At 59.6% G+C, this 26,063-nt stretch carries 24 protein-coding genes; 11 read left to right on the top strand and 13 right to left on the bottom strand.

All coding sequences use genetic code 11. From position 1 onward, the window contains the following. The first annotated feature begins 99 nt into the window (after positions 1-99). The 3 genes from KGB18_RS23550 to KGB18_RS23540 all read left to right on the top strand — a co-directional run bounded on the left by KGB18_RS23550 (position 100) and on the right by KGB18_RS23540 (position 3,083). Positions 100-1,227, top strand: a complete 1,128-nt coding sequence (locus KGB18_RS23550; protein WP_123721893.1) for a glycerophosphodiester phosphodiesterase — start codon at positions 100-102, stop codon at positions 1,225-1,227. Between the two features lie 211 nt (positions 1,228-1,438). Next, positions 1,439-1,744 carry a PepSY domain-containing protein gene (locus KGB18_RS23545; protein ID WP_223570541.1) on the top strand — a complete coding sequence of 102 codons (306 nt, stop codon included), beginning with the start codon at positions 1,439-1,441 and terminating at the stop codon, positions 1,742-1,744. A gap of 160 nt (positions 1,745-1,904) precedes the next feature. Next, the gene (locus KGB18_RS23540) at positions 1,905-3,083 is read left to right on the top strand and encodes a GAF domain-containing sensor histidine kinase (protein ID WP_223570540.1); all 1,179 of its coding nucleotides are present in this window, start codon (positions 1,905-1,907) and stop codon (positions 3,081-3,083) included. On the opposite strand, the gene KGB18_RS23535 is transcribed toward KGB18_RS23540, so the two are convergent. Then, positions 3,080-3,514 (bottom strand): hypothetical protein, encoded by a 435-nt coding sequence (locus tag KGB18_RS23535; protein WP_123721895.1) that lies wholly within the window; start codon positions 3,512-3,514, stop codon positions 3,080-3,082. The genes KGB18_RS23540 and KGB18_RS23535 overlap by 4 nt on opposite strands. Before the next feature lie 111 nt (positions 3,515-3,625). After that, positions 3,626-5,251, bottom strand: coding sequence for a methyl-accepting chemotaxis protein (locus tag KGB18_RS23530; protein WP_223570539.1), 1,626 nt, complete (start codon positions 5,249-5,251; stop codon positions 3,626-3,628). Positions 5,252-5,526: 275 nt separating this feature from the next. On the opposite strand from KGB18_RS23530, the gene KGB18_RS23525 reads away from it, so the two are divergent. The 4 genes from KGB18_RS23525 (at position 5,527) to KGB18_RS23510 (ending at position 10,071) form a co-directional block, all read left to right on the top strand. Further along, positions 5,527-6,549 carry a transporter gene (locus tag KGB18_RS23525; protein ID WP_007898751.1) on the top strand — a complete coding sequence of 341 codons (1,023 nt, stop codon included), beginning with the start codon at positions 5,527-5,529 and terminating at the stop codon, positions 6,547-6,549. Positions 6,550-6,680: 131 nt separating this feature from the next. Continuing rightward, positions 6,681-8,297: an inorganic phosphate transporter gene (locus KGB18_RS23520; RefSeq protein WP_223570538.1), complete on the top strand. Its 1,617-nt coding sequence runs from the start codon at positions 6,681-6,683 to the stop codon at positions 8,295-8,297. A 188-nt stretch (positions 8,298-8,485) separates the two neighbouring features. Further along, the gene (locus KGB18_RS23515) at positions 8,486-9,352 is read left to right on the top strand and encodes a hypothetical protein (RefSeq protein WP_008009875.1); all 867 of its coding nucleotides are present in this window, start codon (positions 8,486-8,488) and stop codon (positions 9,350-9,352) included. Continuing rightward, positions 9,349-10,071 carry a TylF/MycF/NovP-related O-methyltransferase gene (locus KGB18_RS23510; protein WP_007898747.1) on the top strand — a complete coding sequence of 241 codons (723 nt, stop codon included), beginning with the start codon at positions 9,349-9,351 and terminating at the stop codon, positions 10,069-10,071. The genes KGB18_RS23515 and KGB18_RS23510 overlap by 4 nt, the downstream gene beginning before the upstream one ends. 249 nt (positions 10,072-10,320) lie before the next feature. Here the strand turns inward: KGB18_RS23510 and KGB18_RS23505 are convergent, their stop codons facing one another. Next, entirely contained in the window at positions 10,321-10,758 is a 438-nt protein-coding gene (locus tag KGB18_RS23505; RefSeq protein WP_123721898.1) for a multidrug/biocide efflux PACE transporter, read from the bottom strand. Positions 10,759-10,847: 89 nt separating this feature from the next. On the opposite strand from KGB18_RS23505, the gene KGB18_RS23500 reads away from it, so the two are divergent. Further along, positions 10,848-11,702 (top strand): LysR family transcriptional regulator, encoded by an 855-nt coding sequence (locus tag KGB18_RS23500; RefSeq protein WP_201059717.1) that lies wholly within the window; start codon positions 10,848-10,850, stop codon positions 11,700-11,702. Between the two features lie 139 nt (positions 11,703-11,841). Here KGB18_RS23500 and KGB18_RS23495 read toward each other — a convergent pair whose 3' ends face one another. From KGB18_RS23495 to KGB18_RS23480, 4 genes are all read right to left on the bottom strand, one after another. Further along, a complete protein-coding gene (locus KGB18_RS23495; RefSeq protein ID WP_123721900.1) occupies positions 11,842-13,077 on the bottom strand; it encodes an RNA polymerase sigma factor in 1,236 nt (411 codons plus the stop codon). Beyond that, positions 13,077-13,568, bottom strand: coding sequence for an SRPBCC family protein (locus KGB18_RS23490; RefSeq protein WP_052966489.1), 492 nt, complete (start codon positions 13,566-13,568; stop codon positions 13,077-13,079). The genes KGB18_RS23495 and KGB18_RS23490 overlap by 1 nt, the downstream gene beginning before the upstream one ends. A gap of 26 nt (positions 13,569-13,594) precedes the next feature. Next, the gene (locus KGB18_RS23485; RefSeq protein WP_123721901.1) at positions 13,595-13,939 is read right to left on the bottom strand and encodes a YciI family protein; all 345 of its coding nucleotides are present in this window, start codon (positions 13,937-13,939) and stop codon (positions 13,595-13,597) included. 129 nt (positions 13,940-14,068) lie between these two features. Next, positions 14,069-14,494 (bottom strand): YybH family protein, encoded by a 426-nt coding sequence (locus tag KGB18_RS23480; RefSeq protein ID WP_007898742.1) that lies wholly within the window; start codon positions 14,492-14,494, stop codon positions 14,069-14,071. A gap of 140 nt (positions 14,495-14,634) precedes the next feature. Here KGB18_RS23480 and KGB18_RS23475 point away from each other — a divergent pair, with 140 nt between their 5' ends. From KGB18_RS23475 to aqpZ, 3 genes are all read left to right on the top strand, one after another. After that, positions 14,635-15,120 carry a GNAT family N-acetyltransferase gene (locus tag KGB18_RS23475; RefSeq protein WP_123721902.1) on the top strand — a complete coding sequence of 162 codons (486 nt, stop codon included), beginning with the start codon at positions 14,635-14,637 and terminating at the stop codon, positions 15,118-15,120. Positions 15,121-15,138: 18 nt separating this feature from the next. Then, positions 15,139-15,744 carry a pyridoxamine 5'-phosphate oxidase family protein gene (locus KGB18_RS23470; protein WP_123721903.1) on the top strand — a complete coding sequence of 202 codons (606 nt, stop codon included), beginning with the start codon at positions 15,139-15,141 and terminating at the stop codon, positions 15,742-15,744. A 200-nt stretch (positions 15,745-15,944) separates the two neighbouring features. Beyond that, positions 15,945-16,643, top strand: a complete 699-nt coding sequence (gene aqpZ, locus KGB18_RS23465; RefSeq protein ID WP_217856558.1) for an aquaporin Z — start codon at positions 15,945-15,947, stop codon at positions 16,641-16,643. 20 nt (positions 16,644-16,663) lie between these two features. On the opposite strand, the gene KGB18_RS23460 is transcribed toward aqpZ, so the two are convergent. From KGB18_RS23460 to hrpA, 6 genes are all read right to left on the bottom strand, one after another. Next, positions 16,664-17,788 carry a GNAT family N-acetyltransferase gene (locus KGB18_RS23460; RefSeq protein ID WP_223570555.1) on the bottom strand — a complete coding sequence of 375 codons (1,125 nt, stop codon included), beginning with the start codon at positions 17,786-17,788 and terminating at the stop codon, positions 16,664-16,666. A 149-nt stretch (positions 17,789-17,937) separates the two neighbouring features. Continuing rightward, the gene (locus KGB18_RS23455) at positions 17,938-19,281 is read right to left on the bottom strand and encodes an OprO/OprP family phosphate-selective porin (RefSeq protein WP_038979382.1); all 1,344 of its coding nucleotides are present in this window, start codon (positions 19,279-19,281) and stop codon (positions 17,938-17,940) included. Between the two features lie 232 nt (positions 19,282-19,513). Next, positions 19,514-19,750, bottom strand: a complete 237-nt coding sequence (locus KGB18_RS23450; protein ID WP_008071928.1) for an anti-sigma factor family protein — start codon at positions 19,748-19,750, stop codon at positions 19,514-19,516. After that, positions 19,744-20,358 (bottom strand): RNA polymerase sigma factor, encoded by a 615-nt coding sequence (locus KGB18_RS23445; protein ID WP_217856561.1) that lies wholly within the window; start codon positions 20,356-20,358, stop codon positions 19,744-19,746. Before KGB18_RS23445 ends, KGB18_RS23450 begins: the two co-directional genes overlap by 7 nt. Positions 20,359-20,539: 181 nt before the next feature. Further along, positions 20,540-21,661 (bottom strand): beta-ketoacyl-ACP synthase III, encoded by a 1,122-nt coding sequence (locus tag KGB18_RS23440; RefSeq protein ID WP_223570537.1) that lies wholly within the window; start codon positions 21,659-21,661, stop codon positions 20,540-20,542. Positions 21,662-21,968: 307 nt separating this feature from the next. Beyond that, positions 21,969-25,880: an ATP-dependent RNA helicase HrpA gene (gene hrpA, locus KGB18_RS23435; protein WP_223570536.1), complete on the bottom strand. Its 3,912-nt coding sequence runs from the start codon at positions 25,878-25,880 to the stop codon at positions 21,969-21,971. Positions 25,881-26,063: the final 183 nt, after the last annotated feature.

Below are 26,063 nucleotides of genomic sequence, written 5' to 3'. Positions count from 1 at the left end.
CTCCTTTAAACACGTTTATGTCGGTCTTGCGATAGCGCAAGCGGCGCTCAGTTGTTAAAAGATACGTCTTTGAAAATCCATCGCAAAAGGACTTCGACCATGCCTGTCACCTTCACCAAGAGCGCCCTGCTGCTGAGCCTGATGCTCGGACTCGGCCAGGCACAGGCCGCCAACGAGCCAAGCCCCACCGCACTAGCGACCCGTCTGGGCATTCCGCACCCGGCGGTGATTGCCCACCGTGGTGCGTCTTTCGATGCACCGGAATCCACCGCTGCGGCCTACAAACTGGCTCGCGATCTGGGCGCCGACTACCTGGAAATGGACCTGCAACGCAGCAAGGACGGCGTGTTGTTCGCCCTGCACGACAACAACCTGCAACGCACCACCGACGTCGCCACCAAATTCCCTGAGCGCAAGGACAGCCTGGCCAACGAATTCACTATCGCCGAACTCAAAACCCTGGATGCCGGCAGCTGGTTCAACAGCGCTTACCCGGATCGCGCGCGTCCGTCTTACGCAGGCCTGAAGATCCTGACCCTCGATGAAATCATCGACATCGCCCAGGGCAACCCGCTGCATAAGCCGGGCCTGTACATCGAAACCAAAGAGCCAAAGCAGTTTCCCGGCATCGAGCGTGACCTCAAGGATAAATTGCAGGACCGCGGCTGGCTGAGCCCTACCGGCTCGAAACTGGCGAAGAGCAATCTGGCGGTCGGCCAGGGCAAAGGCAAAGTAGTGCTGCAAACCTTCGAGAAGAGCAGCCTCGAATTGCTTGAGAAGGAAATGCCGCAAGTACCGAAAATCCTGCTGCTGTGGGTGGGCGAAGGCAGCATCGAGCCGAAATCAAAAGTGACGTTCGCCGAGTCCGGTGACAAGGACAAGGCGACCTACTACGCCAAGCAGGAACCAAAAGACAAAGCCGAATTCCAGCAATGGGTCGAGTACGCCAAGGCCCAGGGCGCTATCGGTACCGGCCCTTCAGCCGCGCTGACCAAGGGTGGCGATCAGAGCTACTCGGACCTGGTGAAACCGTGGATGAACCAGTACACCCACGATCAGGGCCTGCTGGTGCATGTCTACACCATCGACGATGCCGTGGATTACCAGAAAGTGGCGGATGCCGGTGTCGATGGCATCTTCACCAACCGCGCCAGCGAACTGCTGAATTTCTATAAGCGTCCGGCAGCGGCGAGCGTTGCGCAGTTGTTGCAGAACAACGGGTATTGATAGGCACCAGACCCGACACCGCGTCGCCCCCATCGCGGGCAAGCCACGCTCCCACAAGGTCTGCGCAAAACCTGTGGGAGCGTGGCTTGCCCGCGATTGCTTTCTGACTGGCCTGCTTATCTGTTGAGGTCGCCACAGGCCATTAAGGGTGAATTAAGTTGCACGAGCTAACCTGATCCCACTTAAACAGCTCATCCAAGGAAAGAACTTCATGAAAACCTTAACTGCCCTGTTCACCGCTGCTGCCCTGACCCTCACCGCTGGCCTGGCCCAGGCTGACGTTCGCGTCGACCAGATCCCTGAGCTGGTCAAGAGCGGCAAGATCAAACCACTGGAAGAACTGAACCAGGCTGCCTTGAAGTTGCACCCGGGTGCCGCGATTACCGACACCGACCTGGATAACCACTTCAACGGCTACGAATATGAAGTTGAACTGCGTATGGCTGACGGCACCGAGTGGGACGTGGACTTCGATGCCACTACCGGCAAGGTTCTGAGCAACAAACAAGACACGTGATTCAACTGCAAAAAAAGCCGCACGACTTTCGGGTCGTGCGGCTTTTTTGCGTTCGGCGTCAGGCAGTTCGCTGAAGCGACGAACGAAGCCGCGACAATTCGCGCAAGCCCGCTAGAATCCCTCAAAACCATTTGGCATGTTGAAGTAGAGAACCAAGGATATGGGGCAAACAGCGGCAGCAGACATCGCCACAATCAGCCGGATCAGCGCGGTACCGGCGATTCTTCAGGTGATCAGCGAGTTGAGCGGCTTGCGGTTCGCAGCGGTGGCCCGTGTTACCGAAGAGGCCTGGACTGCCTGCGCAGTGCTCGATCGACTGGATTTCGGTTTACAGGTGGGCGATGAACTGGATCTGGTCTCCACCCTGTGCAACGAAATCCGCCAGGGCCGCCACTCGGTGGTGATCGACAAGGCCAGTGAAGATCCGCTCTATCGCGATCACCACACGCCTCAGACCTATCAACTCGAAAGCTACATTGCCGTCCCGATATTGCGCACTGACGGGCGCTTTTTCGGCACCATTTGCGCCCTTGATCCCAATCCGGCGCCGCTCAAATCCAGCACGATCCAGAGCACCATGGAGTCGTTCGCCCGGATGCTCGCGCTGCAGATCGAAGCCGAAGAAAACCTGCAACGGACCGAAACGGCGCTGATCAAGGAACGCCAAACCGCCGAACTGCGCGAACAGTTCATCGCCGTGCTCGGCCATGACCTGCGCAACCCCTTGTTCGCCATCAGCGCCGGCGCCGAAATGCTCCTGCGCAAAGTCTCTGACCCGGCGAATGAACAACGGGCCCGGCACATCCTCACCAGCGCTCGGCGTGCGAGCAAACTGGTGGACGATGTGCTGGACTTCGCGCGAGGTTCACTGGGTCGAGGTATTCCGGTGAATATTGAGCCGTGCCCGGATCTGGCGGATGCGTTGCGGCATGTGATTTCCGAGATCCAGAGCATTCACCCTAAACGCGTCATTCAGTCGTCGATTGGCGACCTGAGCAACATCCATTGCGATCGCGAACGAGTCGCGCAATTGCTATCCAATCTGGTGGCGAACGCCGTTGTCCACGGAGATCCCAACGGCCCGATCGAGGTCAGTGCGCAGGTCAAGGAAGGACACTTTGTGTTGGGCGTGAATAATCAGGGGCTGATTGCCGAAGATGCGCTGCCGCATCTGTTCCAGCCCTACTCGAAACCAGCCAGCGCAACACCGCAGGCCGGCCTCGGGTTGGGGTTGTACATTGCCAGTCAGATTGCGCAGTCCCATGGCGGGAAACTGGAGGTGGTATCGACCGAGCAACAGGGCACGACGTTTACCTTCAGCTTGCCCTCACGGACTTAAGCGGTGGTGCTGACCACCGAACCCGACGTACTGCCACCCTCATCCTGCAATGCCTGCAACAACGCCGCCGTCACCGTCTGCAACGAAGCCGAAGTAGCCGCAACCTGCGACTGAGCCGCCGCAACGTTCGCAGCTTTCGCTTCGGCGCTGTCTTGCTTGGCCTGGGCGGCTTGCAGTTGTTGCTGTTGTTCCTGCAATTGCTTTTGCAGCTCGGCGAGCTGCTTGCGCAGTTGTTTCACCGTATCGGATTCGCTGCTGCTGGAACTGCTGTCGCTCGACGCGGGTGCACCGCCAGCGGCAACCTTGGTGGTATCGCTGGACGCCTCAGTCGTCGCTGCGACTGAGGTGTCTTCGGTGCTGTCGTTGATCGCGACTTTGCTTGAAGAGGTCGATAGGGTCTGATTGATCGAAACGGAGCTGATGCTGACCATGGGATTTATCCAATGTGGAGTTTGGGTAAATCCGTCATCGACGGGCGCGGCATAAACTTGAGAGCGACTGTGTACCGATTCGGTAACCGAACCGATACACAGCCCATTTCACTAGGCGCTCAACCGCGCCGTCACTTCATTCAACTGCCCCGACAGGCCATGCAGATTGTGGCTGGCCGCTTCGGTGCGCTGCACGTTATCCAGGTTGGTGCTGGCGATGCTGGTGATTTCGGTGAGGTTGCGCGAGATGTCTTCGGCCACTGAAGTCTGCTCTTCAGCGGCGGTGGCGATCTGGCGGTTCATGTCGCGAATGGCCTCCACGGCATGGGTGATGCGCTCGAGCATGGCGCCGGCCTGGGTCACTTGCTCGACGCTTTCTTCGCTGCGCGACTGACCGCTTTCGATAGCCTGGGCCGCGTCCACTGCGCCGGTTTGCACGGTTTGAATGATCTGATTGATCTCGATGATCGACGCTGCCGTGCGCTGGGCCAGGCTGCGTACTTCATCGGCGACCACCGCAAAGCCGCGCCCGGCTTCACCGGCACGGGCCGCTTCGATTGCGGCGTTGAGCGCCAGCAGGTTGGTCTGTTCGGCGATGCCGCGAATCACTTCCAGCACTTTACCGATGCGCCCGCTGTCGACTTCCAGACGACGGATGACCGTGGCGGTGTTGGCGATTTCGCCGCGCATTTGGGTGATGGTGTGAATAGTCCCCTGCATGACTTTTTCGCCCTGCTGGGCGGACTGGTCGGCGTCATCGGCCGCACGTGCCGCGTCGGCTGCGTGACGCGCGACTTCTTGCGCGGTGGCGGACATTTCGTTCATCGCCGTGGCCACCTGATCGGTGCGGTTGAACTGCTCGTTGGTGCCACTGGTCATGACGCTGGCGATGGAATTCAACTCGCCGCTGGCGCTGTCCAGGTCCGACGCGCTGCGCTGCAAGCGGCTGAAGGTTTCGGCGAGGAAATCGCGCAGGGTGTTGGCGGCCTTGGCCAGGTTGCCCAACTCATCCTGACGGGTACTGGCCACGCGCTCGGCGAAGCGGCCCTGGCTGAGTTGTGCCACGTAATCGATCAGTTTACGGATCGGCTCCACCAGGTAGCGGTTGACCAGCCACAGACTCAACAGGCCAATCAGCAGACCCGACACCAGCATCACTATAAGCCCCAACCACACCGTCTGATCGGCGCTGGCACTGATCAGCTTCGATTGCTCGATGCTCTGCTTGCGCAGTTCGCTGACCAGTTCATTCATCTGTTCGCTGGCGGCACGGTCCACGCCTTTGACCGCGTTGTCGCCGGCCGCGGGATCAGCACCGGCCGCCACGTAGGCATCCCGGCCCTTCTGATAGGCCGCACCTAATGCACGATGCTCTTCACGCAGGCGTTCGATGCGAGCCTTGAGTTGCGGCTCGATGCCCTTCTGCCCGGCCAGTTCACCGAGGATGCCCTGCACATTGCGCTGGCCGTCCTCGAATTGCTTCCAGTATTTATCAAGGTCCGCAGGTTGCTTGCCGCGCAGCAGGACGTTTTTCCATTCCTGAACCTGCACCTTGAATTGCAGGTTGGCTTCATCGATCAGTTGTGAAGTGTGCAGCGGGCCTTCGATCAGGTTCGCGTAGTTCTGAACGCCATTGGACAGAAAGTGAAAGCAGGCCAAAGCGATCAGCAACATCGCCAACAGGCTGCCACTCAACAGGGCGAGAATTTGTGCTCTGAGGGACTTTTGCAAAAACATCGAGGGATATCTCATGGCAGGGATGAAGCACGACTTATAGGCGTGCAAGGTGTCCGGACATCCCTGTCAGCAACGCTGATTAACGACTGGAATCGAAAGATCAACATCTGTCTCATCGGCGTGCCAGAGCTTTTCTTGAGCGCTTCCGACCATCGGCATGGAGGCGGATTTTCGGCGCCACCAAATTGTCACAAAACCTTCAACATACGTTGCGATGATGGGGCTCAAGTGAACCTGTGAAACCTGCGACAGGCGCCTCCTCACAGCGAGACCTCATGAATCACAGCATTGACCAACGCCATCGAGATTCCGATCTGTTCGGCCTGCTTTACGGTTTCAGTTTTCGCCCCGGCGAGCGTGGCCGAGAGATCGATTCGGCCAAGGCGCTGCACTGCCTGCAACAACCAGACGACAGTGATGAATTCCTCTGGCTGCACCTGAACCTGGCCCATGCCGCGTGCGAGCGCTGGATGAAAAGCCATCTGGCATTGCCTGATGAATTTTTCGAGGCGCTGCACGAAGGTTCTCGCTCGACGCGCATCGAGCATGTCGATTCAGCGTTGCTGGCGGTGGTCAACGACGTGGTGTTCAACCTCAGCAGCATGGTCTCCTCGGATGTCTCGACGCTGTGGGTCTGCGCCCGCAGTCGGCTGATCATCAGCGCACGCCTGCAACCGCTGCACTCGGTGGACAAGCTGCGCTCTTCAGTGAAGGCCGGTGAATGCTTTCGCTCACCGCTGGAATTGCTGGTGCATTTGCTGCGCGATCAGGGCGAAGTGCTGACGCAGATCGTGCGCAAGACCAGCCTCAGCGTCGATCAGATCGAGGATGAGTTGCTGTCTTCGCGCCTGTCGACCAACCGGGCTGAGCTGGGCGCCAACCGCCGGGTGCTGGTGCGCCTGCAACGGTTGCTGGCGCTGGAGCCCGGGTCGTTGCTGCGCCTGCTCAATCGTCCGCCGCAATGGTTGCAGAAAGAGGACGTCAAGGAGCTGCGCAAGTCCACCGAGGAGTTTGCGCTGATCATCAACGACCTCACGGCCCTCGGTGAACGGATCAAGCTGTTGCAGGAAGAAATCGCCGCCAACCTCAACGAACAGAGCAACCGCACGCTGTTCACCCTGACCGTGGTCACGGTGCTGGCGCTGCCGATTAACATCATCGCCGGTTTCTTCGGCATGAACGTCGGCGGCGTGCCGCTTTCCGGCGATCCGGAGGGGTTCTGGATTCTGGTGGCGCTGGTCGCGACGTTTACCCTGATTGCCGGACGCTGGGCGTTTCGCAAGCGCCAGGATTATTGAATACTTCGGCCCCCTCGCCACAGATGTTTGCCTGCCCCACAAAAAAACCAAACACTGACCCAGCGCAGCCTCTCTGTAATATTTAGCAACGATCATGACCGATACTCCTTCTCTGCTCAGGATTATCCGGCATGGCTACGCCTTCCTTCACCAGCGCTGCCCAGGCTCCCGCCAGCAGCGCCAAGCCGCAGCTCGATAAAAAACCCGGCCTGCTCACCATCGTGATGTTCTTTGCGGTGCTGGGCAGCGGGCTGTTATTCACCGCTTACAGCCTGATGCACGACATGAGCGAACTCGGCACGGTGGTCACCACCTGGACGCCGTTTCTGCTATTGGGCGTCGCGCTGCTGATTGCCTTGGGCTTTGAGTTCGTCAACGGTTTTCACGACACCGCCAACGCCGTGGCGACGGTGATTTACACCAACTCCTTGCCGCCGAATTTCGCCGTAGCCTGGTCCGGGTTCTTCAACTTTCTGGGGGTGTTACTTTCAAGCGGCGCGGTGGCGTTCGGCATCATCGCCCTGCTGCCGGTGGAGCTGATTCTGCAAGTCGGTTCCTCCGCCGGTTTCGCGATGATCTTCGCGCTGTTGATCGCCGCGATCCTGTGGAACCTCGGCACCTGGTGGTTGGGTTTGCCGGCGTCTTCGTCGCACACCCTGATCGGCTCGATCATCGGTGTCGGCGTGGCCAACGCCCTGATGCATGGCCGCGACGGCACCAGTGGCGTGGACTGGGCCCAGGCGACCAAGGTCGGTTACGCGTTGCTGCTGTCGCCGCTGATCGGCTTCGCCTTTGCTGCGCTGTTGCTGCTGGCGTTGCGCGCCTTCGTCAAAAATCGCGCGCTGTACAAGGCGCCGAAGGGCGACACCCCGCCACCGTGGTGGATTCGCGGCATGTTGATTCTGACCTGCACCGGTGTGTCATTCGCCCACGGTTCCAACGACGGCCAGAAAGGCATGGGCCTGATCATGCTGATTCTGGTCGGTACCCTGCCAATGGCGTATGCGCTGAACCGGACCATGCCGGCGGATCAGGCCCTGCAGTTCGCTGCCGTGGCGGAAGTCACCCAGCAAGCACTGATGAAAAACTCGCCGCTGCCGGCGCCCGCCGATCCACGCCCGGTGCTGACCGATTACATGCGCAGCAAGGAAGCCACGCCGCAATTGATCCCCGCCCTCGCCGCACTGGCGGGCCATATCGGTAACGAAGTGAAGGGGTATGGCTCGCTGTCGAAAGTCCCGGCCGAAGCGATGGGCAACGTGCGTAACGACATGTACCTGACCAGCGAAACCATTCGCCTGATGGACAAGAACAAGGTTGGCAACTTCGACGCCGACACCACCGGCAAGCTGCAATTGTTCAAGCAACAGATCGACAACGCCACGCGGTTCATTCCGCTGTGGGTGAAGATCGCGGTGGCCATCGCCCTGGGGCTGGGCACCATGGTTGGCTGGAAACGCATTGTGGTGACGGTCGGCGAAAAAATCGGCAAGACGCACCTGACCTACGCCCAGGGTGCCTCGGCGGAAACCGTCGCGATGCTGACCATCGGCGCTGCCGACATGTTCGGCCTGCCGGTGTCGACCACCCACGTATTGTCTTCCGGCGTGGCCGGGACCATGGTCGCCAACGGTGGCGGCTTGCAGATGAAGACCATCCGCAATCTGCTGATGGCCTGGGTGCTGACCTTGCCGGCGGCGATTCTGTTGTCGGGCAGTTTGTACTGGTTGTTCACCAAGTTGTTCTAACCTCGACAGCTCCTACAGGGGCCAGTCCCGATTTGTTTCCGAGTCGGGATTTTTTTTGCCCGGCGAAAGCATTTCGTCGCAAATACAGGGGATTGCGCCTTTATTGATCCACCACCCGCCGGATTGCACTTCAGTTTGCTAACGTGTGGCCGACTCATAAGAGACTCGATGCATTCAGGAGTGGAATCGTGAATCTGTATATCAATCAGCTTCAGCACAAAGCTGACTTTAAAGAAGCCATCTACGCCGGCGACATCTTCCTGAACACTCAGCTGCGCGCCGCCAAAGAGCTGTGTGCGTTCGCCCAGGAAAGCATCACCGCCGCCTTCGACGGCGAGACCAATCACCAGGCGCTGCACACGCTGATGCCGGTGGAAGAATTCGTGGTACTGGTGACGCGCCTCAAAGGCCAGTTCACCAACAGCCAGCGCGCCAAGGACCTGATCCTGTCGTTTATCGACGAGATCGGTGTCGACCCGCGCGAGTACATTTTCGACGTGCCGCGTATTCGCGTGGTGCCGAACTATGACTACCTGCACGCTGGTGTCAGCTACGCCTACAAGCCTCATCGCGACACGTGGTACGGCAGCGTCGATTGCCAGATCAACACCTGGATGCCGGTGCATACCATTCGCCCCGACCAGACCATGATGATCAACGCCGGTTACTTCGACGTACCGGTGAAGAACACCTCCAGCGAATGGAGCCTCAACGACTGGATCAACAACCAGCGGCACAAGGCCAAGGACAACCTCAAAGAGGAAGTCCGCGTGCACCCGGTGCCGCTGGAGGCGATCAACACCGCGTCTGAAATGCGCATCGCCGGCAACACCGGCGAGATGCTGATCTTCTCCGGCTCGCATCTGCACGGCACGGTCGCCAATCACACCGAACAAACCCGCTTCAGCGTGGACTTCCGCCTGATGCACCTCGACGACCTCAAGCACAAGCGCGGCGCGATCAACGTCGACAGCGCTTGCCCTGACGTCGGCGCCGGTTTCAAAGACTATTTCCACGCCCACGACTTTTCGAATTTCCAAGGAATCGACCAATGACCAAGCGTCGCATCACGCCTGCCGAGGCCCAGTACAACGAAACCCGTGCCAACGTCCTGAAACGGGTCGATGCCGAGTACGTGGCCGACGCACCGTTCGTCTTCGCCAACCGTATCGGCGTTACCGCTGCTCTGTCGCGCATGGAGCTGTTCAAGAAAGTCGCCGAAATCCCGGGCGCGATCATTGAGTGCGGCGTGTACAAGGGCAACTCGTTGATGCTCTACATGCACCTGTCGATGATCCTGGAGCCCTACGCGATCAACCGTTCGATTATCGGCTTCGACACCTTCGAAGGCTTCCAGAGCATCGACAAGAAAGAAGACCCGGCGGACGTCAACGAGACCATGTTCTCCGACACCGACCAGTCGCTGATCCAGGACATGATCGACGCCAACGACCTGCTGCGCCCGGTCAACCGTATCCCGCGCTGCGAGCTGGTCAAAGGCGACATCGTCAAAACCGTGCCGGAGTGGGTCCAGACCCGTCCGGACCTGGTGGTGGCGATGCTGATCCTCGACACCGACCTGTACGAGTCGACCAAAGTCGCTCTGGAAACTTTCCTGCCGTACATGCCAAAAGGCGCGATCGTGGTACTGGACGAAGTGGCTTACCGCAACTTCCCTGGCGAAACCAAAGCCCTGCGCGAAGTGCTCGACCTGAACAAGATCGAACTCAAGCGCCTGCCGTTTGATTCGTGTGTAGGCTACTTCCACGTCTGACACATAACTTTGTGGGAGCGGGCTTGCCCGCGATGGCAGCATGACAGACAACATTGATGTTGAATGTACCTGCCTCATCGCGGGCAAGCCCGCTCCCACAGGTTGTGTGTTGTTTTTCAGGTTGTGGATTGGATGACTTGACCCAGCCGGTCCAGGATCAAAAGATCGCAGCCTTCGGCAGCTCCTACGCCGATCGGGTACATGGTTGTACTCAATCAACGAGCTGCCGAAGGCTGCGATCTTTGCTTTTTAAACCTCGCAAGCCCTGCGCACCAACAGCCGCTCACGTACCACGTCGTAACCCCAGTGGTATACGTAGGTGTACGGCAGGAAAAACAGCAGCACGCCGATGTCCAGCAGGAACGCCTGCCACAGGCTGACCTTCAGCCACCAGGCAATCAACGGCACGCCAAACGCTACCAGACCGCCTTCGAACAACAGCGCATGCACCACGCGGACCCAAGCGTTACGCACAATGGCAAAGCGCTTGAGCAACCGGTCGAACAAGCCGTTGAAGACCACGTTCCAGGCCAGGGCAAGGACTGCAATGGCCATGGTTACCGCGCCCATTTCCAGCATGGGTTTGTCCATGACCCAGGCCAGCAGCGGGGTACAGATCAATATCGCCAGCAGTTCGAAACCGATGGCCTGGAAAATTCGTTCAGTGATGGATTTGTTGGCGTTCATGGCCAGACTCCCTGAGTGACTATGGTTGCCATGATCTGTCATCACACCGATACTTCATAACCAATAACCATCGATCAAGGCGATAGTTCATGGCTTCCCACGAAGTGTTGCTGGCGTTTGTCCAGGCGGCGACTCAAGGCTCGTTTTCTGCAGCGGCGCGCAAGCTCGGTCGCAGTCAGTCGACCATCAGCGCCGCAGTGGCCAGCCTGGAAATCGACCTGAACCTAGCCCTGTTCGACCGCAGCAGCCGCAAGCCGAGCCTGACCCCGGCCGGGCACGTCATGTTGCAGCGGGCCGAAGAGATTCTGGCCGCCACCAGCCGTCTGGAAATGACCGCCAGCCAACTGTCCCAAGGCGTCGAGCCGAAGCTGACGGTGGCGATTTCCGACACCTACCAGTCCGACCGTTTCGAAGCGGCGCTCAGTGCTTTCGAGCAGCGTTATCCAGACCTGGAACTTGAATGCCTGATCGCCGAATGCGATGACCTGGTGGCTTTGGTGCAACGCGGTCGAGCGCATGTCGCCTTCGCTGAGATGCAAGACAGCTACCCACCCGACCTGGTCAGTTCGACGGTGGACGAGCGCACGGAAATCGCCCTGTTCGTGTCCCACGCTCACCCGTTGGCGAAGCTGAAGGGAATCGATCAGGACGTGCTGCAACAGCACCGCGAGCTGCGTCTGGCGACGATCGTCAATCCGTATGAAAGCCGCGCGAAGGGGCGCGTCTGGTCGGCGCCGAGTTACCTGATGCTGCTGGAAATGGCCCAGGGCGGATTCGGCTGGGCGCCGTTGCCTCGGTGGTTGGTGGGGCGGTTCGGGGCTGGCTTGCTGGTGGAGCTGAATGTGCGCGGCTGGCCGAAACCGGTATGCGTCGACGCGCTGTGGTCGCGGCTGCATCCACCGGGGCCGGCGGGGAGTTGGTTATTGAGCAAGATGTTGGAGTGAAGGTCCTGCGGCCCTTATCGCGGGCAAGCCTGGCTCCCACAGGGTTGTGCGTCGGACACAGATTTTGTGCACATCATCAATCCACTGTGGGAGCGGGCTTGCCCGCGATGAGACCCGCTGCCGCACCGCACATCCATGATCATCCTAACTCCCGTAATCGCCCCTCGATAAACCGCCGCTCCGGCACTTGCTGTGTCAATTCCAGCGCCCGCTCATACGCCTCCCGGGCCTCATCCACCCTCCCCAACTGCCGGTAAAACTCTGCCCGCGCCGAGTGCGCCAAGTGGTAATCCAGCAACTCGCCCCGCGCCAGAATCCCTTCGATCAACGTCAACCCGGCCAACGGGCCATCTCGCTTGGCCAGCGCCGCCGCGCGGTTCAGTTCGATCACCGGTGACGGCACGGCCCGCAGCAGCACATCATACAAACCGACAATCTGCGGCCAGTCCGTCTCCGCCGCCGTGGGCGCTTCGGCGTGCACCGCCGCAATCGCCGCTTGCAGACAATAAGGCCCGAAGCGCCGTGTCGTCAGCGCCTGCTCCACCAGTGCGCAGCCTTCGGCAATCAACTCGGCGTCCCACAACGAGCGATCCTGCTCGTCCAGCACAATCAGCTCGCCGTCGGGAGAAGTCCTGGCCGGGCGCCGGGACTCATGCAACAGCATCAGCGCCAGCAACCCCATCACCTCCGGTTCGGGGAGCAATTCCATCAACAACCGACCGAGACGAATCGCTTCGCGCGTCAGGTCTTCTCGGGTCAATTCGTTGCCGATAGACGCCGAATACCCTTCGTTGAACACCAGGTAAATCACCCGCAGCACGCTGTCGAGACGTTCGGGCAGTTCCGCCAGGGTGGGCACTTGATAAGGGATTTTCGCGTCGCGAATCTTGGCCTTGGCCCGCACGATGCGCTGGGCGATGGTGGCCGGTGCCGAGAGAAAGGCCCGGGCGATTTCTTCCGTGGTCAGGTCGCAGACTTCACGCAGGGTCAGCGGCACTTGGGCGTCCGCCGCCAGTGCCGGGTGACAACAGGTGAAAATCAGCCGCAAGCGATCGTCTTCCACATCTTCATCACTCCAGTCAGCCTGCTCCAGCGCTTCCAGTTGAGCGATCAACATCGGCCGGGATGCGTTAAAACGCGCACGCCGACGTAACACATCGATGGCTTTGAAGCGCCCGGTGGACACCAGCCATGTACGCGGATTGTCCGGCACACCGTCACGCTGCCAGCGTTCGACCGCGACGAAGAACGCCTCGTGCAGCGCTTCTTCGGCGAGGTCGAAATCGCCGAGCAGACGGATCAGGGTCGCCAGAATCCGCCGTGAGTCTTCGCGGTAGACCTGCTCGACTCGCGCCCGTACCGACTCGCCAGGCATCAGTCCGGCATGCCTTCAGTCACCAGCGTCTCCAGCCGATCGAGGCTTTGCCCCCAACCGTCATGAAACCCCATGGCCTCGTGCGCCTGACGATCTTCTTCGCTCCAGTGCATGGCACGAGCGGTGTAGAGGGTTTTGCCGTCCCGGTCTTCGAGCGTCACTTCGGCGGTCATGAACGGCTTGCCGGAGGGAATCCAACCGGGAAGAAAAGCATCGGTGAACACCAGACGCTCCGGGGCGACGATCTCCAGAAACACGCCCATGGTCGGGTACTCGGAGCCATCCGGCGCACGCATCAGGGTGCGAAACTGACCGCCCACCCACAGGTCCATTTCGCACTCGGGCGTGGTCATGCCGTGAGGCCCCCACCATTGGGCGAGCAACGCGGGCTCGGTCCAGGCGCGGAAGATTTTGCTGCGCGGCGCATCGATCAGGCGGCTGATGGACAGCTCGAATTTGGCCGGCTTTCGCTGGACGGATTGCGGACTCATGAAAGAACTCCTGTTGTGATTGTTATTCAGGGATTCAACTGGCGAACGGGCCGCACCTCGACGCAGCCGACCCGAGCCGCCGGAATGTCAGCGGCGACCTGGATGGCTTCATTGAGGTCCTTGGCATCGATCAGGTAGAAGCCGGCCAACTGCTCCTTGGTTTCAGCGAACGGGCCATCGGTGACCGACATTTTGCCGTTGCGCATGCGCACGGTGGTCGCAGTCTGCACCGACTCCAGCGCTTCGGCGGCGATCATCCGGCCGCTGCCCTGGATCGACTCGGCGTAAGCCATGCACTCGGCGTCATTGGGGCTTTCGGGCAGCGAGTGCAACTCGTGCTCGTTACTGTAGACCAGGCATAAATACTTCATGGGGACTCTCCATTCTTTGGGGCTCTCCATCTCTTGGAGCTCTGCCCTGATCGAACTGATCAACTATGGCTGCAGATGGGTGCTTTGGCGTTGCTTTCCGATAAACAGCCCGACGAATCAGGCCGACCATCAGGGTTCCAGATTGAACAGCGCCGCGCCGCTCGTCATGTCGAACGGTGCCGACCAGTGCTCGTGAACGATCTGCCATAGCCCCGCTTCCTGGCGGTAGCACGCGGTGACGCGCATCCAGCAAGCCTGGGTTTCACCCTTTTCATTGGTGCCGCCGCAATGCGCCAGCCAGTGAGCGAAAGCGATCTCCTGCGACGGCACGATGTCGATCTCGTGGAACTCGAAAATGTGCGGGCCAGGGCACATCTCCATGCATTCCTGCCAATGCGCACGGTAGGCCGCCTTGCCCTTGAATTGCAGGGCTTTGACCGCGTCGAAGGAGACGATGTCGTCGGCGTACAGGGCCATGACCTTCTCCACGTCCTTGGCGATGACCGCCTGGCGATAGTTCTCGATCAGGTTATGGATTTGTGTCTGAGCATTCATGATGGTTCTCCGTGTTTTTTTGTTGAAGACACCCTTAGTCGTCTGGCGAAAAGCCAAATCGACAACCGAAATAAAAATAATCCATGGGTGCAAATTCGCTAGAATCCGAGGCTCATTTCCGTTGGAAAAAGGACACTCCAGTGACTGCCCGACTCGTGCCTTACGAAAGCCTGAACGCCTTGCAGCGCCAACAGGTCGAGGCGATCGAAATCCACGCCGAACAAATCAAATTCTCCGGCGACATTCATGGTGCGTTGCACACCTTGCTGTCCAAGCCGGGCCCTGGCGTCAAAGGCTTTGCCCTGCTGGCGGAGGATGTTCCGGTGGCCTTCCTGCTGCTCAAGCGCCCGCCGGTGCTGCCGGCCTGGGCCGATGAACACAGCGCCACTCTGCACGCCCTGCAAGTCGATCGCCGCGCACAGGGCAAAGGCTATGGCAAAGCCTGCCTGCAAGCCCTGCCCGAGGTTGCGCGCCAGGCCTGGCCGGAAATCAAAGGGCTGGAGTTGTCGGTGGATGCGGACAATGAGTCGGCCATCGCGCTGTATGCCAAATATGGCTTTGTCGACAGCGGCGAAGCGTACAAAGGCCGGATCGGTTACGAGCGGCGGATGGGGCTGGTTTTCTGATTCGTAGAGGGATGAACGATGTTGCATTCAATCGAAGCGCTGGAAGCGATCTACGGCCTGCCCCATGACCGCGCAGTGCGCAAGCAGATCCCGTTTCTGAACGAGGACTATCAGGCGATGGTCCGCGCCTCGCCACTGGTGATTATCAGCTCGGTCGGCCCCGACGGCATGGACGGCTCGCCGCGTGGCGATACGCCGGGTTTCGTGCGGATCGTCGATGAACGCACGCTGGCGATCCCGGATCGACCGGGCAATAACCGCATCGACACGCTGCGCAATGTCGTGCTCGATTCGCGAGTATCGCTGCTGTTCATCATTCCGGGGATAGGCGAGACATTGCGGGTCAATGGCACGGCGCAGATTAGCGCCGAGCCCGAGTTGCTGGAGAGTTTTGCAGTCAACGGCAAACCGGCACGCACGGTGATGCTGGTGACGGTGGAAGCGGCGTATTTTCACTGTTCGAAAGCGATGGTGCGTTCGGATGTGTGGAACCCGCAGAAACACCTCGAACGCTCTGCCCTGCCGACCGCCGGGGCGTTTCATAAGCGCCTGAACGATGGGCAGTTCGATGCCGAAGCGTATGACCGGGAAGCACCGGCGAGAGTGCGCGATAGCCTCTACTGACACAACGACTCACCACAGAGCCCGCTCCCACATTAGATCTGCGAACCGCCACAATCCTTTGAACACGGGCTGTGGCGGTTTTTTATGGTCACTGGAATTTCATTAAAACCCTGCTGTACTCAGGCAAGGTTCTGGAGATGGTTCTGTAGTCCATCTGCTGGATGTACAACGACAGTGTTATCTCGACAGGGAAATTCGCTATGTCTTTGTTCAAACGCTCGGCTACAGAATTGGTGGGGACGTTCTGGTTGGTGTTAGGGGGGTGCGGCAGTGCGGTTCTGGCGGCGGCGTTTCCAGAGGTGGGGATCGGTTTGTTGGGAGTGTCCCTGGCATTCGGTTTGACGGTGCTGACGATGGCCTTCGCTATTGGCCACATTTCGGGCTGTCATCTCAACCCTGCGGTTTCGGTCGGACTGGTGGTCGGCGGACGATTCCCTGCCAAAGAACTGCCCGCCTACATCATCGCTCAAGTGATTGGCGGGATCATCGCAGCGGCTCTGCTGTACTTCATCGCCAGCGGCAAACCCGGCTTCGAACTGGCCAGCGGCCTTGCATCCAATGGCTACGGCGAACACTCGCCAGGCGGCTACTCGATGGCGGCGGGCTTTGTCAGTGAACTGGTGATGACCGCCATGTTCATCCTGATCATTCTCGGCTCCACCGACAAACGCGCCCCGGCCGGACTGGCGCCCATCGCCATCGGCCTGGCGCTGACCCTGATCCACCTGATCTCGATTCCGGTCACCAACACCTCGGTGAACCCGGCCCGCAGTACGGGCCCGGCGCTGATTGTCGGCGGTTGGGCGATTCAACAACTGTGGCTGTTCTGGCTGGCGCCGATTCTGGGTGCCGTCATCGGCGGCGTGACCTATCGATGGCTGGGTAAAGAGGACAGCTAACAAGGGACATAACGCGAAGATCAGCCTTGTCGGTAGGGCAAGGCGGTCTTCGCTTCTTCTGCATACCCCATGACCCCGACCCGCTCACGCTCAAGGAAATCTTTCACCGCCGACTTCAAGCCCGGGTGGCGCAGGTAATGCCAGGAATGGGTGATTACCGGTTCAAAGCCACGAATCAATTTGTGCTCGCCCTGAGCGCCAGCGTCGAAACGTTGAAATCCGTTGGCAATCGCGTAGTCCATGCCCTGATAGAAACAGGTCTCGAAATGCAGGCGATCGAACTCTGCCAGGCAGCCCCAGTAACGACCATAAAAGCTGTCGCCACCGACCAGACTAAAGGCCATGGCCACCGGTCGTGAGCCTTGTTTAGCCAAAACCACACGAATCGATTCCGGCATGCGCTCGGCCAGCAGACTGAAAAACTCTCGCGTCAGGTACGGCGATTGTCGACGCACCGCGTAGGTATTGGCGTAGCAGGCATACACAAAGTCCCACTGCGCCTGATCCAGTTGTCGTCCTTCCAGCCATTCGAAGTCGATGCCCTGCCCCGCCACTTGCTCACGTTCCTTGCGCATTTGCTTGCGCTTGCGCGAACTGAGGGCGTCGAGGAAGTCCTGAAAATCCCGATAACCACGATTCTGCCAGTGGTACTGACAGCCAATGCGCTGCAACCAGCCTGGCTGTTCGGCCAATGCCGCGTCGGTGAATGGATCGGTGAAGTTGATATGGGCGCTGGAAAGTCCTTCGATCTCCAGATAACCCGGCAGGCTCTGCAGGAGTTCGAAACCTTCCTCGATCGTCGCCGCCAGCAATCGCGGCCCGCTGACCGGACTGAACGGCACCGCCGTCAACAACTTTGGGTAGTAGTCTATGCCGGCACGCTCACAGGCTTCGGCCCAGGCATGGTCGAACACGTATTCGCCATAGGAATGCCATTTGCGGTAACTGGGCAGCGCGGCGATCAGCCGATCTCCTTCAACATGCAGCAGATGCTCGGGCTGCCAGCCGGAATGCGGGCCGAGGCTGCCGCTGTCTTCCAGCGCGCTCAGAAAGGCATGACGCAGAAACGGCTGAGTTTCCGGTACCAGCGCGTCCCAGGTGTGCGGCGCGATTTCGGACAGACTTTCCAGACGTTGCAGCGGCATTAGCATCCCAACCATCATTTTCTACAGATGGGACGAGTATCGCTTATCTGATTGCCTAACCCGAAACAAAAAAAACCCCGCCAAGGCGGGGTTAAAACGAGAGGAGCTTTAACGGATGAAGAAAGAGCTCGTACAGCGTTTACTGCAATTTAGAACACGTATTGAGCGCGGACCACGAAGCCGTCACCGCTGTCATCACCGGTACGACGTGCCGGGGTAGTGCCGCTGGCAGCCGTGGCATTGGTCACGTTGTCCGTCTTGGCCTTGAGGTAGGCGCCAGTGATTTTCACCGCTTCGTTGGCGTACCAGTTGACACCCAGGGTGTGCACTTGGGCTTCGGCATCGCCGACATCGCGGGTCAGGCTGGCGGTGGTGATGTTGTCGTCTTCGACGGTCAGGCTGTCGTAACGATAGAACAGCTCCCAGGCGCCGATGGATTTGTTGGCTGGTTTGATCGCGTCGAACTTGCCGACTTTATAGCCACGGGCTTCGCCGGTGAGGGTGTAGGCACCCTGAACGTAGAAACCGTGACCCTTGATGTCTTCAAGGTTGCTGGCATCGGCCTTGGTTTTGCGGGCGACGTATTCACCCTGGATCGAGGCCGGGCCCATAGCGAATGCGGCTTCCAGGCCGTAAGCGTCGTCACGGTCATAGGAGCCGGCAGCCGAAGTGGAACTGCCGCCCAGCACCGGACGGTTGCCGTTGGTGCCAGCATCGTTGCCGCCGAGGGTTTCCACGCCACGCATGCCCATGCGGGTGCGATAACGCGAATCGAAGGCCGTGTCGGAGACATCACGGGAAGCCACGTTCACACCGAAGTGCAGCACGTTGCCGGCGTCATGCATCGGCGCGAATACAAAGCGGCCGTTGACCTGTTTGACGCTGTTGCCATCGGTATCGTCGGTGTCTTTGCTGAACACGCCGGCGGAAGCGTAGAACGAATCAGCGAAGGTGCTGGAGGCTTGCAGGCCCAGACCATTCTGGTGGCTGTTCGCCCAATCGACCATGTCGTACGCCATGTTGCGTTCTGGCGCAGTGACCCACTTGGAGCTGGTGGCTTTTTCCAGGCCGAAATCCGGGTCGAAACGACCGACTTTGATCGAGACCGGTTTGAAGCCGTTGTAGGCCAACGACGCTTCGTCGAAGTAACCGTTATCGGAATCACCACTGTTGTGGGAGAAGTCGTAGTTGATGGTGTAAGCCCAATCCGTGTACAGCACACCAGACAGTTCCAGGAACCCACGACGGATGTAGGCAGCGTCAGCTGTATCGCCGTTTCTGGTGTAGACGCCATCGAACTGGCTGTAGTCAGCCTGCAAGCGACCGCCGAGTTTGAAGCTGAATTCTTTATCGGTAGTGGCGACTTCGAGGCCGCCCTTGGTTTTTACTACGATATCGGCGCCATCAGTGGTGACGGTGCCAGCGAAAGCCTGGGCGGTTACTGCCATGGCCAATGCGCTGGCGGCAAAACCGGCGAAGTGCTTACGGATCATCGAAGAGTTCCCCTAATTGGTGGTCTGTAGCTTGGAAACACGCGGGTCTGGCCCGCTTGTGTTGGGAGGGAATCTTGGAGGCGGGGTATTTCAGCCGGGTTGCTGATAGATAAAGATTTTATGACAGGGGAACTTTTTTACTTCGAATCGAAATAACAGAAAAGCAGCCGCAGGTGATGAGCTGCAAGCCGCAAACTAGAGCGGCTGAAGGGGGTGTTACGAGAGGGAAAATCTACGGTTTGTTCTTCAGATGCTCGTTGGCAAGCCGTTCAGCCAGCGCATCCAGATCAGCCACAGGCGGCTCGGGCATCACCTTCAGGGTGGCCTGCATCAATCGCATCTGCCGAATGAACCGTCGGCAATTGGGGCAGAACATCAAATGATGCCGCACCATCAGTCGCTCTCGAAAACTCAACTGGCCATCGAGATAATCGCTGGAGCGCGCCACTTGTTCCTTGCAGGTCAACATTCGCCGGTTTCCTCAAAATGCTCCACGGTCGCAAAGACCTTTAACCGTGCTCGATGTAGCAGCACACGAACATTGGAGAGCGAGATCTCCAGAAGATTACAGATCTCCTCCAGCTCCAGCCCTTGTCGTTCGCGTAACAGCAAAACACTGCTTTGCAGTTCCGACAGGCTGAGCAACGTATGTTCCAGACATTCGCGCAGTTCGTTTTCGGTCAACAGAGCCTCTGGCGTGTCCTGATGCCAGGCGTACGGCGCCACCAGCCAATGACCATCAGTCGATGAAAAACGATCGTCATCGACCGTGCCGTGAGGCGACGGCAGGTCATCGAGCAAGACTTCCCGGCGGTTTTGCTTGTAGCGGCTTTTGGCCGAGTTGGCGGTGATGGTCAGCAGCCAGGTCTTGAGGCTCGAACGCCCCTCGAACCCGCCGAGATTGCGCACCACCGACAGCCAGGCATCCTGTACTACCTCGTCGACGTGTCGGTTGCCGACGATGGCATAGGCCACCGCGCGCATGGCGCTCTGGTAAGTGCTGACCAGTTCCTTGAAAGCCCTCTGCTCGCCCGCCAGCAGGCGTTTGAGCAATAGGGTGTCGTCAGCTGCGGCCATGCAAACCTCGTTTCAGAACCATCTATGTTCCAGCATCAGACAACATCGTGGCGAAGGGGCTCACCCCCGTTGGGTGGCGAAGCCGCCCCAAATCTGCGGCATCAGTTATACCGAGTGCGCTGGTTTTACGACTGCTACGCAGCCGAACGGGGGCAAGCCCCCTCGCCACAATCAGGCGCACTCAGCGCTTGCGCAGAATCACGCTACCGATCGAGTAGCCAGCGCCGAACGAACTGAGTACAGCCAGCGAACCGCTGACCAGATCGTCCTGATTTTTGTGAAACGAAATCACCGAACCGGCAGAACTGGTGTTGGCATAGGTGTCGAGAATCACCGGGGCTTCTTCTTCGGTGGCTTCGCGGCCCAGCAGTTTCTTGACGATCAGGTGGTTCATGCTGAGGTTGGCCTGGTGCAGCCAGAAGCGCTTCACGTCGCTGACGTTGAGCTGGTTTTCTTCCAGGTGCGTGGCGACCAGCTCGGCGACCATCGGGCAGACATCGCGGAACACCTTGCGGCCTTCCTGGACGAACAGTTTGTCGGGGGCACCGATGCCCTCTTCCGCGGCGCGGTTGAGGAAGCCGAAGTTGTTGCGGATGTTGTTGGAGAACTTGGTCAGCAGTTTGGTGCTGACCACGTCGAACTGGTACTTGGACGTCGCGAGATCCGCACGTTCGATGATCACCGCCGTGGCGGCGTCGCCGAAGATGAAGTGGCTGTCGCGGTCGCGGAAATTCAGGTGACCGGTGCAGACTTCCGGGTTGACCATCAGGATCGCCCGGGCCTGGCCCAGTTGCACGCTGTTGGCCGCAGCCTGGATGCCGAAGGTCGCCGAGGAACAGGCGACGTTCATGTCGAAACCGAAACCCTGAATGCCCAGCGCTTCCTGAACTTCGATGGCAATGGCCGGGTAGGCGCGTTGCAGGTTGGAGCAGGCGACGATCACACCGTCGATGTCTGCGGCGGTCTTGCCGGCACGCTGCAAGGCTTGTTCGGCCGCACCGATGGCCATCTGGCAAAGCACCGACCACTCGTCGTTGGAACGTTCTGGCAGGCGTGGTGCCATGCGCTGCGGATCGAGAATACCGTCCTTGTCCATGACAAAGCGGCTTTTGATGCCGGACGCTTTTTCGATAAACGCTGCGCTGGATTCGGTCAATGCCTGGATTTCGCCGCGCGCGATGGCTTCGGCGTTGTCGGCGTTGAACAGCGCGACGTAAGCGTTGAAAGACTGCACCAGCTCTTCATTGGAAATGCTGTTGGCCGGGGTGTACAGGCCGGTGCCGCTGATGACGACGTTATGCATGGTCGTTTCTCTAATCCGTTCAGGCAGAAAGCGCTGGCACCGACGTACCAACACACAAAGGGTCTATTCCAGGTTCCGGACGCAAACCTGGCATCGCTTTATTCCGATCCGCCCGGCCCGTGAAGGCTCAAAACCGCGGGACTGGCGTTTATAGGCGCGAAGTTTGCCATAAACGCTGGCTTTTGGCGCCTTTTGCAAGCGCAACAGCGTACCTGTGGGAGCGGGCTTGCCCGCGATGAGGCCATCACATCCAACATTTATATCGAATCGCAGGCCGCCATCGCGGGCAAGCCCGCTCCCACAGGGTTTAGGGCTCGACTTGTGTCCATTGCTTGTTCAGGCGCTTGTCGGAGATCGGTACCTTGGTTCCCAATTGCTGCGCGAACAGCGAGACCCGGTATTCCTCCAGCCACCAGCGATAGAGTTCCAGCTGCGGATCGCGCTTGCCTTCCTGGGCGTGTTTGTTGGCGCGGGTCTGGTATTGAGCCCAGAGGCCGGACAATTCGCCGCTCCAGACCCGGTCCTTCTGCACTTGAGCGCCGAGTTTTTCGAAACGTTGCTCGACAGCCTTGAGGTAACGCGGCAGTTCCTTGAGCCACGGCATCGGCGTTTCACGCACGAACCCCGGATACACCAGATGGCTGAGCTGCTGCTTGATGTCGTTCAAAGCCACGGCTTGCGCCAGGTCGATCTTGCCCTTGAAGCGTTTTTGCAGGCCGTGCCACAGTTTGAGAATCTCCAGCGTCAGCTTGGCCAACCGTTCGGCGTGCTCGGTCCAGCCACCGCGTTTACGCTCGGCCAGCGACGCCAGCCCGGCGCCATCGCGTGGCAATGGGTCTTCGCCGTCGAGAATGCAGCTGTCGAGACTGGCCAGCAGAATGTCTTCCACCAGGCTGTCGACACGCCCCATGTCACGGTACATCAGGCCCAACTCGGTCAGCCCCGGCAACTTGCCGCGCAGGAACTTCGCCGGTTCCGCCAGTTGCTGCATCAGCAAACGCTGCAAGGCCCGGCGATGCTGGAACTCGGCTTCGGCCGGGGTCGAGAATCGACCTTCCTTGACCGTACCGCCCTCTTCCACTAGCGCCGGATACACCGTCATCGATAGCCCGGCGATTTTCTGCTGGGTTTTCTCAGCCACGGCAGCAAAGACTTTCGGCTCCACCGGTTGTTGGCTCTTCGCCGTTTGCGGCACCGCCAACGCAGCCTGACTGGCCTCGGCAAAGCGTGCGGTCAGCTCGGCCAAGTCACGGCCTTCACCGAGGAACTTGCCCTGACCATCGACGATTTCCAGGTTCATCCGCAAATGGCTTTCGACCTGCTGCGAGGCTTCGGCCCACGCCTCATCGCTGACCCGCGCGCCGGTCATGCGCAGCAACTCGCGGCCCAGCGCCAAAGGCAACGAGCCCTCGGCAAACGTGATGCGCTGCAACGCGGCTTTGACGAAGTCCGGCACCGGCACGAAATTCTTGCGCAGGGCCTTGGGCAGGTTGCGCACCAGCGCAATGCACTTGGCCTCGATCACCCCCGGCACCAGCCATTCCAGACGTTCCGGCGGCAGCATCGGCAACAGCGGCGCCGGCACGCGCAAGGTCACGCCATCACGCGGATGGTTGGGCTCGAAGTGATAACTCAGCGCCAGTTCCAGATCGCCGATGTGCAGGGTGTCCGGGTAATGCGCGGCGGTGACTTCGCTGGCTTCGCGGGCCAGCACGTCTTCTTCGCGCATGATCAGCAGCTGTGGGTCTTTCTGACTGTTGACCCGGTACCAGCTATCGAAAGTCGCGGTCTGGTGAATCTCTGCTGGCAGTCGCGCATCGTAGAAGGCGAACAAGGTTTCTTCATCGGCGAGGATGTCGCGGCGGCGCGCCTTGGCTTCCAGTTCGTCGAGCTGTTCCAACAACTGTGCATTGGCGGACAAACACTTGGCTTTGGATTGAATCTCGCCACGCACCAGACCTTCGCGAATAAAAAATTCGCGAGACACCACCGGATCGATCGGCCCGTAATGCACCGGCCGGCGCCCGACCACAATCAGCCCGAAGAGGGTGATTTGCTCGAAGGCCACGACCTGACCGCGCTTCTTCTCCCAATGGGGTTCGAAGTGGTTTTTCTTGATCAGGTGCCCGGCCAGCGGCTCGATCCAGTCAGCGTCGATCTTGGCGACCATCCGTGCGTAAAGCTTGGTGGTTTCCACCAGTTCGGCGGTCATCAGCCATTGCGGACGCTTCTTGCCCAGGCCGGATGACGGGTGAATCCAGAAGCGCCGCTGACGAGCACCGAGGTAATCGCCGTCTTCGGTTTTCTGGCCGATCTGGCTGAGCAATCCGGAGAGCACGGCTTTGTGCAGTTTCGGGTAATCCGCCGGCTCTTTGTTGAGGCTCAACTGCATGTCGCGGCAGATCAGGCTCAACTGACGATGGGAGTCACGCCACTCGCGCAGGCGCAGGTAATTCAGAAAATTCTTGCGGCACCAGTTGCGCAGCGGACTGGCCGTCAGGGCCTGACGTTGTTCTTCAAAACCACGCCACAGATTAACCAGCCCGGCGAAGTCCGAGTCCACGTCTTTCCACTGCGCGTGAGCCTGATCGGCGGCTTGCTGACGCTCCGGCGGACGTTCGCGCGGGTCCTGAATCGACATGGCACTGGCGACGATCAGCACTTCCTGCAAGCTGCCAAGTTTCGCCGCTTCCAGCAGCATGCGGCCCATGCGCGGGTCCACCGGCAGCCGCGCCAGTTGGCGACCGAGCGGCGTCAGCTGACTGTTGCGGTCCACCGCCGAGAGTTCTTGCAGCAGGTTGAAACCGTCGCTGATGGCTTTGCCGTCAGGCGGCTCGATAAACGGGAAATCGGTGATCTCGCCGAGGCGCAGATGAAGCATCTGCAGAATGACTGCTGCGAGGTTGGTACGGAGGATTTCCGGGTCGGTGAATTCCGGCCGACCGATGAAATCTTCTTCGCTGTAGAGGCGGATGCAAATGCCCGGCTCGACCCGCCCGCAACGGCCTTTACGCTGGTTGGCGCTGGCCTGGGAAATCGCTTCGATGGGCAGGCGCTGAACCTTGGCGCGGTAGCTGTAGCGGCTGATGCGCGCGGTGCCGCTGTCGATCACATAACGAATGCCTGGCACCGTCAGCGAGGTTTCGGCGACGTTGGTCGCCAGTACCACGCGACGCCCAGGGTGCGACTGGAAAATCCGCTGCTGCTCGGCCGGCGACAGTCGCGCGTACAACGGCAGAATTTCGGTGTGTTTGAGCTGGGCCTTGCGCAGCATGTCGGCGGCGTCGCGAATCTCACGCTCGCCCGGCAGGAACACCAACACGTCGCCTGGGCTCTTGCGCTCGCTGCGTTCGAACGCGGCAATTTCGTCGAGGGTAGCGAGGATCGCCTGGTCCACGGTCAAGTCATCCTCGACACGGTTGCCCTCCTCGTCCTGCTCCAGGGTCAGCGGGCGATACCAGGTTTCCACCGGGAAGGTACGGCCGGAGACTTCGACAATCGGCGCATCGTCGAAATGCTTGGAAAAACGCTCCAGGTCGATGGTCGCCGAAGTGATGATGACTTTCAGATCCGGACGACGCGGCAGCAGGGTTTTCAGGTAACCGAGCAGGAAGTCGATGTTCAGGCTGCGTTCGTGGGCTTCGTCGACGATGATCGTGTCGTAGCGCTCGAGGTAGCGGTCGTTCTGGGTTTCCGCCAGCAGGATGCCGTCGGTCATCAGTTTGATCAGGGTGTTGGAATCGCTCTGATCCTCGAACCGCACCTGATAACCGACCAGCGCGCCCAACGGCGTCGCCAATTCTTCAGCAACCCGGCTCGCTACGCTGCGGGCGGCGATTCGACGGGGCTGGGTGTGGCCGATCAGGCCGTGCTGGCCGCGACCGATTTCCAGGCAGATCTTCGGCAACTGGGTGGTTTTACCCGACCCGGTTTCGCCGGCAATGATCAGCACCTGATGCTTGAGCAGCGCCTCTTTGATTTCGTCGCGCTTGGCGGCGATCGGCAGGCTGTCGTCGTAACGAATCACCGGCAGGCTGGCGCGCCGCGCCAACACCTGATCACAAGACGTCTGCGTGCGCGTCACCCACTGGGCCAGTTTGGCCTCGTCAGGTTTCTTGCGCAGCTCAAGCAACTGCCGCCGCAGCCGGTGGCGGTCGGCGAGCATGGCGTGATCGAGGTTTTTCAGCAGTTTGTCGATTGAAGGCGATTCGTCAGTCATCAGGTACGCAAAAGTCGTCTAGTGGCGCAGGGGGCGGATTGTCGCAGATTTGGCAGGGATTGCGGGTGGTTCTACTGTAAGAGCTGTGTGGGGCTGTGTAGGAGCTGTCGAGTGAAACGAGGCTGCGATCTTTTGATTTTGATTTTTAAAGACAAGATCAAAAGATCGCAGCCCCGTTTCACT

The organism is Pseudomonas sp. BF-R-26 (genome assembly GCF_019947395.1).
Lineage (GTDB): Bacteria > Pseudomonadota > Gammaproteobacteria > Pseudomonadales > Pseudomonadaceae > Aquipseudomonas > Aquipseudomonas farris.
Note: the sequence above shows the minus strand (reverse complement) of the source record. Positions and strands in the feature narration are given on the sequence as shown.